Origin of the sequence: Acinetobacter sp., assembly GCF_050285345.1 — a bacterium.
Classification (GTDB): domain Bacteria; phylum Pseudomonadota; class Gammaproteobacteria; order Pseudomonadales; family Moraxellaceae; genus Acinetobacter.
Window position 1 is genome coordinate 15,968 of the sequence record NZ_JBLZXR010000043.1, and the last position, 15,333, is coordinate 31,300.

11 protein-coding genes and 1 pseudogene are annotated in these 15,333 nt (G+C 41.6%); all 12 read right to left on the minus strand.

What is annotated here, in order from left to right; all coding sequences use genetic code 11:
• Positions 1–62: 62 nt before the first annotated feature.
• Positions 63–1,178 (minus strand): ABC transporter permease, encoded by a 1,116-nt coding sequence (locus ACN6OV_RS04010; protein ID WP_427949828.1) that lies wholly within the window; start codon positions 1,176–1,178, stop codon positions 63–65.
• 6 nt (positions 1,179–1,184) lie between these two features.
• Positions 1,185–2,312, minus strand: coding sequence for an ABC transporter permease (locus ACN6OV_RS04015; RefSeq protein WP_427949830.1), 1,128 nt, complete (start codon positions 2,310–2,312; stop codon positions 1,185–1,187).
• Positions 2,309–4,114, minus strand: a complete 1,806-nt coding sequence (locus ACN6OV_RS04020; RefSeq protein WP_427949832.1) for an ATP-binding cassette domain-containing protein — start codon at positions 4,112–4,114, stop codon at positions 2,309–2,311. Before ACN6OV_RS04020 ends, ACN6OV_RS04015 begins: the two co-directional genes overlap by 4 nt.
• A gap of 6 nt (positions 4,115–4,120) precedes the next feature.
• Positions 4,121–5,125, minus strand: coding sequence for an HlyD family efflux transporter periplasmic adaptor subunit (locus tag ACN6OV_RS04025; protein WP_427949834.1), 1,005 nt, complete (start codon positions 5,123–5,125; stop codon positions 4,121–4,123).
• A 375-nt stretch (positions 5,126–5,500) separates the two neighbouring features.
• Positions 5,501–6,316, minus strand: a complete 816-nt coding sequence (gene phnX / locus ACN6OV_RS04030; protein WP_427949836.1) for a phosphonoacetaldehyde hydrolase — start codon at positions 6,314–6,316, stop codon at positions 5,501–5,503.
• Between the two features lie 43 nt (positions 6,317–6,359).
• Positions 6,360–7,510 (minus strand): annotated as a pseudogene (gene phnW, locus ACN6OV_RS04035) (2-aminoethylphosphonate--pyruvate transaminase).
• Positions 7,511–7,529: 19 nt separating this feature from the next.
• Positions 7,530–8,684, minus strand: a complete 1,155-nt coding sequence (locus ACN6OV_RS04040) for a TIGR03364 family FAD-dependent oxidoreductase (protein ID WP_427949838.1) — start codon at positions 8,682–8,684, stop codon at positions 7,530–7,532.
• Between the two features lie 116 nt (positions 8,685–8,800).
• A complete protein-coding gene (locus ACN6OV_RS04045; RefSeq protein WP_427949840.1) occupies positions 8,801–10,513 on the minus strand; it encodes a putative 2-aminoethylphosphonate ABC transporter permease subunit in 1,713 nt (570 codons plus the stop codon).
• Positions 10,507–11,706 (minus strand): ABC transporter ATP-binding protein, encoded by a 1,200-nt coding sequence (locus ACN6OV_RS04050; protein ID WP_427949842.1) that lies wholly within the window; start codon positions 11,704–11,706, stop codon positions 10,507–10,509. The genes ACN6OV_RS04045 and ACN6OV_RS04050 overlap by 7 nt, the downstream gene beginning before the upstream one ends.
• Positions 11,707–11,738: 32 nt before the next feature.
• Positions 11,739–12,782, minus strand: coding sequence for a putative 2-aminoethylphosphonate ABC transporter substrate-binding protein (locus tag ACN6OV_RS04055; RefSeq protein WP_427949844.1), 1,044 nt, complete (start codon positions 12,780–12,782; stop codon positions 11,739–11,741).
• Between the two features lie 103 nt (positions 12,783–12,885).
• Positions 12,886–13,617 (minus strand): UTRA domain-containing protein, encoded by a 732-nt coding sequence (locus ACN6OV_RS04060; protein WP_427949846.1) that lies wholly within the window; start codon positions 13,615–13,617, stop codon positions 12,886–12,888.
• Between the two features lie 184 nt (positions 13,618–13,801).
• A complete protein-coding gene (locus ACN6OV_RS04065; protein ID WP_427949848.1) occupies positions 13,802–15,019 on the minus strand; it encodes an acyl-CoA dehydrogenase in 1,218 nt (405 codons plus the stop codon).
• Between the last annotated feature and the right edge of the window lie 314 nt (positions 15,020–15,333).

The following is a 15,333-nucleotide window of genomic DNA, read 5'->3' on the forward strand; positions in this document are numbered from 1 at the left end:
TCTATTTTATGAAAAAGTTGGCTGTGTTCTGTACAATTGATTGTGTCATTGATGCTATTGGATCAGGACAATCGATTTCTAAATAACCAGGCCGCCAAAGGCAGTGTAATAATCGCCAAAATAAACATCGGTCCAAAGTCCCACTTCACTTGTGCCAAAGTCGCACCTTCCAAATAAATACGTTGGATCAGATCAATGCCGAAACGTAAAGGATTGGCATAGGTAGCGATTTCCAAGACCGGCGGCATATTTTGTACCGGCGTTAATAGCCCCGACAACAACATCAGCGGCATGATTAAGAAAAATGTATACAACATGGCTTGTTGCATATTTAAGGAAATCGCCGAAATAGATAAACCGACGCCAACCACAGCAATATTAAAACTAACCAATCCCAAATATAGCAATGCGAACGAGCCATTCATTGGAATTTTGAACCAAAACAGAATAATCAATAAAATAATCGTCGATTGCATCAAACCGACAAAAATCGGCGGCAAGGCTTTACCAATCATGATCTCAAGCGGTCTATACGGCGTCACCAAGAGCTGATCAAACGTGCCCTGTTCCCTTTCTCTTGCGACCGAAAGCGCCGAAAGCAACAAGGTTTGCATCATACTTAAAGCAGCAATCAGAGAAGGCATTAACCCCCAGCGTGATTCTGCATTAGGGTTATACCAAACTCGACTTTGAATATTAATGCGTGGCATGGCATCGGAACGTTCTTGATTGACCTCTGCAACCACGTTATTGATATAAGCGCCGGCCATACCTGCTGTGGATGAGTTACGACCATCCAAAATGACTTGAATCGGTGAGCCTTGTCCTTGATTTAATTTATCCTCAAAATCACTCGGAATCGTGATCACTGCGAGCGCTTGACGCTCATCAATCACGTGTTGAATTTGAGCATTATTGTCTAAAGTCGCCGTACGGTTAAAAATACCTGAACCATCTAAATGCTGTAACAGTTGGGCTGAGGCTTGTCCATGACTCTGATCCAAGACGGCATAATCAACATGATTCACGTCATAACTTGCAGCATAGCCAAACAATAAGGCTTGTATCAACGCAGGTGCAAATAAGATGATTCGATTCGCAGGGTCACTAAAAATGGTCAGGAACTCTTTACGTACCAACACCATCAAATACTTTAGCCATGCAAAAAAAGAACTCATATTGAATTACCTCAAGCGCTTTTTCAGCGATCGACACGATGCGACCGTGAGTAAGACCACATAAATCATCAAGATTCCGCATTCTTTAAACCATAACCGCCAATCATCACCCCCTAAAAATAAGGTTTTAATTAGGGTCATAAAGTGCGTTGCAGGTAAAAGATGGCTGACGACTTGCACTACAACAGGTAAATTTCGAGTATCAAAAACAAAGCCAGATAACATCAAGGCCGGCATAAAACTCGCAAGTAAGGCAATTTGACTGGCTTGAAACTGACTTTGGGCAAAGCCAGAAATGGTTAAACCCAGCAATAGCGACACCATTAAATAGAGAAATGAGGCACTGACCACCGAGAGCAATGAACCTCGAATGGGCACATCAAAAATCCAAGAGGCTGCAAGCAGACACATCACAATATCTACAATACCAATCACAATGTAAGGCGTGAGTTTGGCAATCACGATTTCAAGTGGTCGTACAGGTGTAACAAAAACAGCTTCGAGTGTTCCGCGTTCCCTTTCTCGGGCAATCAATAAACCGGTCAGAAATGCCCCAATTAAAGTCAGGATTAATACAATTAAACCGGGGACTAAAAACCACATACTGTTGGCAGACTCGTTAAACCACATTCGCTGTTCAACCGTGATCATGCCGATGGCAGGACTGGACTGACTACGGTCTGCTTGAATGGCTTGTGCCGTGGCGAATGCCCCTGAAATATAGCCTTGTATGGTTGTGGCAATGCTGGTGGAACGTCCATTACTGATCATCTGAATGGTAGCACTGCCATTTTCCAGTTGGCTGGCAAAATCTGAAGGCAGATGAACAATCGCATCCACTTCTGCGCGCCCCATGGCTTCCTCAGCGTCATGGAAATTAGTATATGGCGTTACCGACAAATACTTTGTGCCATTCAAACCTGAAATGAGTTGCTCGCTTTGCGGTGAACTTTGCTGTACCACGACTGCGACACGACCATTACTTAAATCAAACGAAAGACCATAGCCAAACAAGAGAATTAAAATGATTGGCAACACCAAACCAATAGCCAAACTGCTTTTGTCGCGCAGTAATTGGCGACTTTCTTTGATGATCAAAGCATAGAGACGGCGAAAAAAAGCAATAGAACTCATACACCTCTCCTTGCCTGTTCAACAATCGCAATAAATGCACTGTTCATATCATGCACTTGAGCAGTCCCAGCTTGCAAACGTACCGCTTTGGGTGAACCCAGTGCTAACAGTTTGCCTGCATCTTGTATGGCAATACGATCACAATATTCCGCTTCTTCCATAAAATGCGTGGTAATAATAATTGTCATGCCTTGATTGGCCAGTTCACCAATGGTGTACCAAAATGAACGCCGTGCCAGTGGGTCAATTCCACTCGTTGGTTCGTCTAAAAAGATAATTTCAGGTTGATGTAAAAGTGCCGTGGCCATGGATAAACGTTGTTTAAAACCATTGGGTAAATCTCCACTTTTGGCCACAGGGTTTAAATTAAATTGAATTAATGATTGCTCAATGCGCTGTTTGAGTTTTTTGCCTGTCAGGCCATAAGCTCCACCAAAGAATTTCAAATTTTCTAAGACACTTAAATTGCTATACAAGGCAAATTTCTGCGAGACATAACCAATTTTACGCCGTGCATCCGCACTCGCATAACGCAAATTCACTCCTGCAACTTGTAAAGAACCACTACTTGCAGGCAATAACCCGCAAAGCATTCTAAAGGTTGTAGTTTTTCCTGCACCATTAGGGCCAAGTAATCCAAAAATCTCACCACGTTGTACCTCAAATGAGGTCTGAGCAACGGCAGTAAAATCACCAAATTTTCGAACTACATCTTGTACCTGAATGACTGGTTCATTTTTTGTGTCCGAGTCCGTGGTGAATTGCGTAATTGGAGTTTGAGTTAAATCAATGCGTTCTTGCTCATGTGAATCTAAAATAGGTTCATTCAGAATATCTGCCTGTGGCTGATTATCTTGCTGTGCTTGATGCAACAACAGCATAAAAGCATCTTCAAGTTCTGCGGGTCGTGCTTCTATCTGGCAATGTTCAGGTAAATATTGGCTTGGAAGCTGTGGATATGCTCGGGTACTAATAAACCGTACAGCATCTCCTTTGGGTACAGCATCGGTAATGTACTGAGTTAAGTCCAAGAGTTGTGACTGAAGTACGCGAGATTTCATCCCCTGTGGTGGATGAACCTGCCAAGTTAAGCCTTCAGCTTCTGCACTCAGGGCTTCTGGTGTACCTTGATTTAAAACTTTTCCATCATACATAACATAAACTTCAGCACAGCGCTCGGCTTCATCCATATAAGCGGTACTGATGATGACACTCAGGTTTTCCTCAGCCACCAACTGCTGAATAATTTCCCATAAATCTCGTCGTGATAAGGGGTCTACACCGACGCTAGGTTCATCAAGCAGTAAAAGTTCTGGAGATCGCACCAAGGTACAAGCCAAACCTAGCTTTTGTTTCATGCCCCCCGAAAGTTTTCCTGCTGGCCGTTCAATAAATTTGCTGAGATCCGTAATGGCAAGCAGTCGAGCAAAACGTTCTTGTCGCATATCTTTCGCTACACCATGAAGGTCTGCATACAAATCTAAATTTTCTTGAACGCTTAAATCCTCATACAGACCAAAACGCTGTGGCATATAACTAATACGATCTTGAACATACTGCGGCTGTTTGGCGACATCTACACCAAGCACTTCAAGCGAACCAGCACTCGGTTCATATAGCCCCGCAAGCAGTCGCATAAAGGTTGTTTTCCCCGCGCCATCGGGTCCTACCAAAGCCGTCAACTGCCCTGACTTGATTTCAAGATTTAAGTCCTGAATCGCCACAATCTCTGAATTTTTCTGCTCCGTTGCAGAAAATATTTGGCGCAGATTTTTCGCAACAACGACATGTGGAGCTGTCATACGCAATTACTCTACATTGGCCTGAACAATGTTTACCGTTACAGGCTGCCCCATTTTTAAAGCATCTTGAGGATCTTGAACATAGACCCGTACTTCATACACCAAGGTGGTACGAATATCCTCCGTTTGTACGGTTTTAGGGGTAAATTCAGCAACCGATGAAATAAAGCCAATTTTGCCTTGGATAGGCTGATCAGGCTGTGAGTCACGGATAATTTCAGCCTTCCCACCCATTTTGATTTGACCCAGCTGATTTTCATTAGCATATACACGAACCCATTTGGGATTGGTCAAAGCCAAGGTGTATACCGTTTTTTGTGCCGTGGTCATATCACCGACTTCTTGCAAACGTGCTCGCACCACAGCATCGACTGGCGAAACCAACACACTGCGCTGAATTTGATAATTAATAAAATCCAGTCCTGCTTGTGCAACCTCCGTTTGAGCTTTTGCCGCTTCACGGTCTTCACGGCGCGCGCCATGTTTTAATAAAGCCAGATTGGCTTGTTTTTCTTTGACCGCAGCTTGTGCAGTCGCTTGATTGCTTTTTGCATAATCCAGTTCTTGTTGACTGATCGCTTGGCCAGCAGTACTTGAAAATAAAACTTGTAGCCGCTGTAAATCTTTATTAGCTTTATTGAGCTGAGCTTGAGTCGAAGCCAGCAAGGCTTCTGCTTGTGTGATTTGTTCAGGGCGCGTTCCGACATCGAGTTCGATGACGGTTTGTTGTTGTACTTTAAGCTGTGCCTCAGCTTGTTGTTTTTGAATATTTAAACCATCGGTATTGAGCGTCGCAAGTACCTCACCTTTTTTGACGCGGTCGCCTTCTTGAACATTTAAAACCTGTATACGGCCTGCTTGTTCAAATGCCAGTGAAACTTGGCGAATATCGACATTGCCATAAAGCGTTAACGTGCCATCATCTGTTTTGGCCTGATTAAAATAATACCAAACGCCGCCCATGGCAGCGAGTATGAGGACTAAAATGGCAACGATTACACCTTTTTTCATGGGACACCATGTCTAATTTTCAGGCTGTTTATTTCAATGTAATTTAAACTGCTCTAAATTCAAACTAAAAATATATACTTAGGGCAAAAATCATATTCAAAATACTCATTAAATCCAGAACTTATTGCACTGAAATTGAGTGATATAGTGAAGCTATTGTTAAATCCTGAGCCATAAATTTTAATGTCATCGTGTCGTTGAGATTCATTTTTTAGGAGAATGGTTATTAGGATTTTTTAGTTTTTCTCTTGAATCAAATGCTCCTAATTTTCTTAATATGTTATTCAAAATAAAAGACTTTAAAAATAAAAAAAGATGTATAGCTATCCATCTGAATATCTATACATCTCAACCTATACACTTAAACGCTTAGTATTAAGGCTTTTCACTCATTGCTAAACGGTCTTCAATTGCATCTAAAACCGCAGGTAAATCGGCAATACTGTCGATAACATAATGTGCGCCCGATGCGCGCATTTTTGTATAGGCTTTTTCTTTTAAAATAGTTTGTTCTGACTCAGGCAATGCCGACCATTCTTCATAACTGAGCCCAACTTCATTGCCACTGACCGCAAGGCCAACCGTCCAGCATCCACCATTTAAGCCTTCTTCAATTCCAACCACGGTATCATCGACTTTAACCACGGTTTTAATATCAGAGACATCTAATTCAATCAGGTTTTTCCATAACATTTCTGGATATGGTCGACCATATTTGACATCACTTGCCGTAATCATACAGTCTGGCTCATAGCCTTGTTCAGCCGCATCTTTGACCAACTGACCAATCATCATCGATGCGTAACCGGTATTGCTACCTATTTTTGCACCACGACTGCGAATATCGGCAAATACCTCTACAGCACCGGGAATCAAAGCAGAACACAGGGGAATGGATTTCAATTGGTACGGAATAAAGTCCTGATATAAACGATCAATATCTGCAACCGTTGCTTCCGTACCATGCGCTTGCTTCCATGCTGCTGCGACACGTGGCATCGCAAGGACTGCTGCAATATGGTCACGCTTTTCTAACCCCATCGGTGCGCGTGCTTCCTCAATCGTGATATCAACTTTATTGTCTGAAAATAGTGCCATAAAAGCTAAAATCGGTGCACGAGAGCCAAAGTCTACCGTTGTTCCAGCCCAATCAAAAACCACAGCCTGTAATTTTGTATTTAAAGTTGTCATATTCATGTCCTATAAGAAAATAATAAAAATAAGAGTTAAAAATTTAAGCTTGACGGTACTGCGCAATTGCGAGCAACAGACGTTCGATATCTTCTGGATAGACCTCGCCAATGTTGCCAATGCGGAAACAGTTCAAATCAGTGACTTTGCCCGGATAAATCACAAAGCCGGCGTCTTTTAAGTTTTCATATAAGTCCTGAAAACTAAAATTCGGTTCATCGGGATATAAAAATGTCGTGATAATTGGAGACTGTGGCGTGTTTTGATCAAGCACCATTTTGAAGCCTAACTTTTGCATACCCGTTGCTAAACGTTGCTGATTGGTTGAATAGCGTTGATGGCGTGCCTCAATCCCGCCTTCTTGTTCTAACTCTAATAATGCTTGGTAAAATGCACGAACCACATGCGTTGGCGAAGTAAAACGCCATTTCCCATTTTGTTGCTCCATCGTATTCCACTGATCAAAAAGGTCTAAGCTGACAGAGCGCGCCAAACCTTGGCATGCGTGCAATTGTTGTCTTTTTGCCAAAACAAAGCCAAAACCCGGAACGCCTTGAATACATTTATTGGCACTTGAAATCAGATAGTCGATGTCTAAATCTGCAATATCCATAGGTACGCCGCCGAATGAGCTCATGGCATCCACAATCCACACTTTGCCAGCATCTTTAACCACGCGGCCAATGTCCTGAATTGGATTTAATAAACCCGTCGTTGTTTCGCAATGCACACATGACACATGGGTAATGCGCTCATCACTTAATGCCTGTTCAATCTCCTCTAAATTAGGGATTTGCATTTCTGGATAATTCAGTTCAACCACGTCAATGTTTAAACAACGTGCCATTTGCACCATACGTGCGCCATAAGCACCGTTATTGATAATTAAAATTTTGCCATCTTTGGGAATGGCAGAACCAAGTACTGATTCAACCGTAAAACTGCCACTGCCTTGCAGCAACACCGCGCTATAAAGCTCAGTTTGCGTTGTTGCTAAAGCGACTAAGCGGCTACGAATTTCTTGTACCAGCGCGTTATATTCTTTATCCCATGTGCACCAATCTCTTTGCATTGCACGTCGAACACCTGCTGAAGTTGATAAAGGGCCTGGAGTTAGTAGTAAGTATTTGTTTTCTAATTCAATATGTGCATTCATTCTGTTGCTGCCTGTTTAAAATTTAATTTAGTATAAATTAATCTGGTTTAAACCAGATTACAAAACATAATTTTCTAAAACTTTTTTCATAAAACCTGCGCCTGTTGTCATGCCTTTACCTGCAATGGCACTGACCAAGTAAATATTCGGTTCTGCTTCCGTCACACAGGCCAACTCATGTGGATGAGTTAGGTAATAGCCATTCCAGCGAAATTCAATTTCTGGAATTTCTAGTCCAATGTTTTCTTTACAATAGGTTGAAATAAACTGATTGATTTCTTCGCGTTGATGAAACTGCGGTGCATCTTCAATAGGGAAATATTCATGACTATCGCCCAAGATCAACTGACCCAATTGATTTTGCTTGATCAAAATATGGATGCCGTACTTTTGCACCAGTCCTTGCTGTGAGCTGTGCTTTAGTGCCTGATGGCTTGGACAAATTTCAAAGGCCGGATAGCGTGAAATGGATAAACCTGAATAGATGGATGCCTTTAAGTTTTGCTGTAATGGTTTGGTCAAAGCCATTTGTAATGCACAGCGTTGCAAGCCTTTTTTCTGTAGCAATTCTGGATATAAAATTTGGGTAACTTCACCGTGGCAGATCAGTATTTTTTTAGCCCCAAAACTTTGCCCCGATGCAAGTCGAACCTGTGTGTTTCCCTGCAGAGACTCGGTCTGTACAACACAAGCATTACAGAAAATTTCTACACCCAATTGCTGTGCATATTTTAATAAGCGCTCACCAACCAAATGCGGTTCAACCGAGTAATCCTCATGAAACACCATCGCACCACGAATCGAAGTCTGAGGATTCAAATAACGGTAGGTGTCAAACAGCTTTTGCTTGCTTAACAGTGTCACAGGAATTTGATAATTCGGCGCTACCTCTGCAAACTCATTTAAAACCTGCCATTCCAACTCAGTATTGGCAAGGTACAAACCGTCTCGTTGCTGAAATGAAATATCGGTTTTCGCTTGAATGTGCTGATAAAATTGGCGCGTTTCCAAGGCATATTCACGCCATTGTTCATCAGGTTTACTTAAGGTTGAAGTACCGACCATCCCAAAATTACGTCGCGTCGCACCCACAGGTTGCGCATCTTTTTCAAAGACTTTAACTTTTAATCCTTGTTCAGCCGCTTGAATGGCTGCGGAGATACCTAAAATTCCAGCACCTACGATGATTAAATCTGCATGTATTGTCGCCATTACGCGATTCCTCGTTCATGAAACTTTTTTTCAGGACGCAATATCCCTAGCCTTATTCAAAAAGCGTTTTTTAAGTTGAATATTGGGTTAAATAAAAGATGAATTAAAAATACACATTAATGTGAATATTCACGCCAATGTTGACTGGATTTCAGCATTTTTCGGGTAATGCTCCAATGCAGTAATTTGACGAGACAAGAAGTCATTAAGATCAAAATACTCATGGCGACGGCTGCAACGGTATCTCCGGCATCATCCATATTCAGCACTGCAACCGAAGCGAGGCCTGTGTCTGGCGAATAAAGGAAGATTGCAGCGGAAACCGTGGTCATTGCATTAACGAAGATATAGACCGATACATCACATAATGCTGGAAAAGTTAGCGGTAAATAGACCTTCGAAAACAGTTTCCAATTCGATGTGCCCAAACTCTGTGCTGCATGATCCAGTTGTACCGGAATCTGTTTAATTGCATTGGTCAGGGTTAAATGCGGCACGGTGTAATAATGAATAATGGTTGAGATCACCAGCAGCGTCATACCGCCATAGAGCCAAGACATTGGATTTTCTGGGGTATTAAAGAACAAGATATAAGCAATCCCGAGGACCAAACCCGGTACAGCCAAAGGCAAGAGCACCAACATTTGTACGTAATTTTTCAACACAGGATGACTTTTAAAACGCTCTGTAAATAAGGCCACCATGAAGATTAGAACTGTGCCAATAATCGTACTGAAAAATGCCAATTGAATAGAGTTAAAGTAACTTGCCCAACCGCCACCATCAACATAGTCAAAACGGTAATGACTCAAAGTCAGAGATAAGTCATATGGCCAATAGCGAATAAATGAGGCTAGAATTGCTGTAACAATAATTAATAAAATACCGCCTGAAATTAGTCCACAGAACACCGTGAGCATTCTTTCCAGCATCGGATGCTTGCGTACAGCATAAGGCTGAATTTGAAAATTCTGATAGCGTTCCTGACGACGACTTTGATAACGATCGAAAATAAAAGCCAATACGGCAGGACATAACAGGAGAATTGAAATCACCGCTCCCATGTTCATGTTTTGCTGCCCAATAATTTGCTTATAGACATCCAGAGCCATCATATTGAATGACCCGCCAATGACTTTAGGTATCCCAAAATCTGTAATGACGTAGGTAAAAGCCACCAAACATGCACTGACTAAACCATAGCGAATTGCGGGTAAAGTCACAGCCCAGTGCGTTTGCCATGTGTTTTTACCCAATGAATGTGAGGCTTCAATCAGACGCTGATCAATATTACGAAACGCCCCCATCATCAGCATGACCATGGCTGGAAAGAGCCAAAAGCAATAGCTAATTAAAATCCCAAGCGGACCATAAATTTCGACATCACCGAGAATGCCTTTAAATACACCCTGCTGTCCAAATAAATACACCAATGCCAATGAAGGTAAAATGGACGGTGCCAAAATTGGCAAAAATGCCACTGTCTTAAAAAATGCTTTGCCGCGAATATTGCTGTTGATTAATGCAAAAGCATAAATGCTGGCAATAAAAACCGTTATTAACATCGCCGTCAGCGCAATCCACAGCGAATTGAATACGGAATAAAGTAGCGCTGCATTGGAAAAATATTCAATAAAATTTCCAAAGCCTACAAATTGCTGTTGTTCATTTAAAAATGCACTGCGTAAAAGCAAGATCAACGGTGCAATCAAGCTTAAAGTCAGCAAAATTGCAGCAATTGCCAGTACCGTATTGGAACGCAGTGAATAACGAGGTCGTCGGTAAGTTTGGTTTTTAAGCAAAACTTCTGCGGTTGATTGATTTAGCATTTTGCATGTCCTTTTTGGTCAAAAACATGCAATGCATTGGTTGCCACATGCATCCACATCACATCATTTAAATGCTGTAACTGCTGATGATCGACATCGATTCGGATCTCAATTGGAGCTTGTTGTGGTTGCAGTGAAATGCTTAGTTCACAGAATAAGCGGCGTTTTGCACCTAAAAATTCCATATTAACAATACGAATTGGCAGTTGTAACCCGTCCAAATTACGGTCTTGTTGAGGCAAGAGTTTTATATTTTCAGGACGAAAAGCGATTTCCACTTTTTCACCGGTTTGAAAGTTTGTCTGGTCTAAATTAATGAAATATTCAGTACCGATAGTTAAGCGTTTTTTATCCAAAGCCTGTGCAGGAATAAAATTCATCGTCCCAATAAAACGTGCCACAAAACGAGTTTGCGGTCGATAATAAATATTATGTGGCGTATCTAATTGTTCAATAATGCCTTTATTCATTACAGCAACACGGTCTGAAATGCTTAAAGCTTCTTCCTGATCATGCGTTACCATAATGGCCGGTAAGTTGAGTTGACGTTGAATATCACGAATTTTTTGACGTAAATTCAATCGAACCAAGGCATCCAAAGCGGATAAAGGTTCATCGAGTAATAAAATATCCGGTTTCGGTGCAATTGCACGTGCGAGTGCCACACGCTGTTGCTGCCCGCCAGATAATTGGTTAGGATATTTCAGAGCAATATCAGGCAGTTCGATGAGTTGTAGTAGCTCAGTGACACGTGCTTGCTGTTCTGTCGTAGTCCAGTGCTTTTTATGCAGGCCAAAGGCAATATTTTCAGCAACTGTTAAATTGGGAAATAATGCATAGTTTTGGAACACAATGCCGCATTTACGTTTAGCGGTATTAAACTGGGTAATATCGATATTTTGTTTAATGACACGCCCATAATCCGGCTGTTCCAGCCCCGCAATAATACGCAGTAAAGTGGTTTTCCCGCAGCCTGAAGGCCCTAAAAAACTCACAAACTCACCTGCTTTAAGGTCTAAGTTGATGTGCTCAAGAACCTTCGTCTGTGCAAAGGATTTTTGAATATCCACCGCTTCAAGCACTATTTTTGACTCTTTATCCTTGTAGGTTCTTAATGTCGATAATAAATGTCCTGCGGAATGTTGCATCGTTTGTCCTGCAAGACTATTTTGTAAATGGGTTGGAATTTGCATACTTCACCTAAAATTCTTCTAATCGTTTTCAATTACTTTTCAAAGCGTTCTGACCATTGTTTTAAAATCTTTTCACGCTGTTCTGCCGCCCAATAAAAATCATTTTTAACCAATTTTTGCGACAGATTTTTCGGGAAATCGGGGTTTAAGCTTTTGACCTGCTGATGAGCCACCATTGAAAAGTTTCGTGCATACGCTTCATTGGCTGCTTGGCTGACCGTCCAATCCATAAACTTTTGGGCACTGCTTAATTTTTTCGTCCCTTTCACAATCGCCGATGCTTCCATTTCCCAGCCCAAGCCTTCTTTTGGATAAACAATTTCTAAAGGTGCGCCGCGAGATTTCAATTTAAAGCCCGGATAACCAAATGAGATACCAATAACTGCTTCACCCTGTGCTGCCATTTTGCAGGGCTTAGAACCTGAATGGACATATTGGGAAATGTTTTTGTCGAGTGCCTGCATATATTGCCAAGCCTGTTTTTCGCCAAAAATTTGCATCCAAGCGGTAACATCTAAATAACCTGTACCACTCGATGCTGGGTTTGGCATCACAATTAAATCTTTGTAAATCGGTTTTGTTAAATCTTGCCAAGTTTGTGGGATGGGGAGGTTTTTCTTTTGTAGTTCAATGCTATTGACACAAACTGCTGATTCCCAAGCCGTCATCCCTGCCCAAGTTGGAGTTTGTTTTTGACTATAAAATTCTGTTTTGAGTTGTTCGACATTTTGCGGGCGATAAGGTTGCAATAAATTATTTTTTTCCATGACCAATAAACTGGTCAAGGCAAGCCCCATCACCACATCCGCTTGAGGATTCTTTTGTTCTGCTAAAAGTTTAGCGGTAATCACACCAGTAGAATCACGCACCCATTTTACTTTTAATTCTGGATGCGCCTTTCTCAGTTCCCACTGATAGCGTTTGAGCTGATCTGCTTCGACTGCTGTATAAACCGTAATTTGTTCAAAATCTGGAGCACTTGAAGGTGTTGTGCACCCAGTCATAGCACTTACTGAAATTAGGCCAAATGCGATTGTGCTCAGGCGTTTTTTATATTTACTTAAATACTGACTCATGTAACATTCCTAATGAATGCAGCGATTTGATAATCAGTATTTGAGCAAAAGTTTATGACAGTTTAATTAATCTGGTTTAAACCAGATTAATTAAGATTAAAAATTATTCATGCGCCTCAAAATGTAAATCAAGTACATCATGCAACCAATATTCTTGGTCAACATCTGTAATGACACCATTTTGGTCACGATTGGTTCGGCAAATATATAACCCCATACTGCCTACATTAACGTGTAAAGCTTTCGCCTGTTGTTCTGAAAAAGCCGTTGGATACAGATTAATGTGAGCACGCGTTAATTGGCGTTGGTACTTCTCCGCCATTAAGGTGGTAATTGAATCCTCTAAAGGCTGAGCTAAAAAATCAGGAAAAATTTTGGCATTGATCCTTAAATGCTCAACAACCGCTGGCCGCCCATTGATACTGCGACGACGCCAAATTGAATAAATTGGGTCTCCCACATTTAAATTTAAATGTTTGGCATCCCACTGCGTTGCTGATATTTGCTCTGCGGACATTAATTCTGTTGAAGGAATGCTGTCTTGCTCGCGTACATATTGATTAAAGCTTTTGGTTGATTGGGGGCGATACATAATTCGTGGCGCTCTTACAAACCAACCGCGACGATCTAAACGGTAGATAAGACCATCCATTTCCAATGCTAAAAGCGCTTCACGTACAGCGACACGAGTGGTCGAAAACTTTTCTGAAAGCACACGTTCAGATGCCAATTTTGTATTACAGCTTAATTGTCCTGACTCAATTTCATGGGCAATTTCATCTCGGATGGCAATATATTTCGGAATGCGTGGGGATGTATTCACCAAATCAGACATAAACTTTTATATTATGAAGAGTTAAGTCACTATACTAAATTCTGATTTCAAAGTAATGAAAATAGCGCTGAAAGATTTAAGTCTAGAAAATAAAGCTTTATGTCGCTTTCGTTCCGACATTGACAATTACTAGAACTATTACTCAGGATATTCAATGTTAAATATCCTGAGTTGTTTGACGTGGTTAGAAAGCGGCAATGCCTGTTTGTGCACGGCCTAGAATTAATGCATGTACATCATGCGTGCCTTCATAAGTGTTGACCACTTCAAGATTCACCAGATGACGTGCAACCCCAAACTCATCCGAGATACCATTACCGCCCATCATGTCACGAGCAACACGTGCAATATCCAAAGCTTTACCACAGTTATTGCGCTTGATCAGTGAAGTGCCTTCAACGGCTGCGATGCCTTCATCTTTCATACGACCAAAACGTAAAGCAGCTTGTAGGCCCAACGCAATTTCAGTTTGCATATCTGCCAATTTCTTTTGAATCAACTGATTTGCTGCCAGTGGGCGGCCAAACTGTTTGCGGTCCATCGTGTATTGGTGCGCGGTGTGCCAACAGAATTCAGCTGCCCCCATTGCACCCCATGCAATGCCATAACGTGCGCTATTAAGACAGGTAAATGGGCCTTTTAAACCACGCACTTCTGGGAACGCATTTTCTTCAGGGACAAATACATTGTCCATCACGATTTCACCGGTAATTGACGCACGTAAACCGACTTTACCGTGAATAGCAGGTGCTGAAAGCCCCTCCCAACCTTTTTCTAAAATGAAGCCACGAATGTCGCCAATATTACCTTCAGCGGAAACTTCCTTCGCCCACACCACAAATACATCGGCAATTGGACTATTGGTAATCCACATTTTCGCGCCAGATAAGCGATAGCCGCCATCGACTTTTTTTGCACGGCTAATCATACTGCCCGGATCTGAACCATGGTCTGGTTCTGTCAGACCAAAACAGCCAATGTATTCACCTGTTGCAAGTTTTGGCAGATACTTTTGCTTTTGTTCTTCTGAACCAAATTCATTAATCGGCACCATCACCAAAGAACTTTGCACACTCGCCATAGAGCGGTAGCCAGAATCGACATATTCAATTTCGCGTGCCACTAAGCCATAACTGACATAATTTAAACCCGCACCACCATATTGTTCTGGAATCGTCGGGCCAAGTAACCCAAGTTCACCCATTTCACGGAAAATAGTGGGATCGGTTTTTTCATGACGGAACTGTTCCAACACACGGGGTTGTAGGCGCTCTTGGCAATAGGCATGTGCACTATCACGGATCATGCGTTCTTCTTCAGTTAACTGGAGTTCCAATAAAAATGGATCTTTCCAATCAAACTGTGCTTTTGTCGATTTTTTCGTATTGACCATTTGATTCATAGCTTCCTCTGCTAATCGATATTTCGTTGTTTTCACTGATGCTATGTGTGAAAAGTAATTATTTCAAACGATAAATTTGCATGCAGATATGCGAATAATGCATAACTAAATTTAAAACCACTCTACATAAACACTTTTTCACTGTACTTCTACTGTAAATGCTCTATTTTTAGACCAAAGTGGTACGGGTTAATCATCCTTATATGCCATTTTGTGATACCACTCGATAAAAGGTTTGGGGCTTAGGAAGCTAAATAGGATTTTCACGGAGTAATTTAAGCAAATCAAGATACAAATTTTGATGTCGATGATTG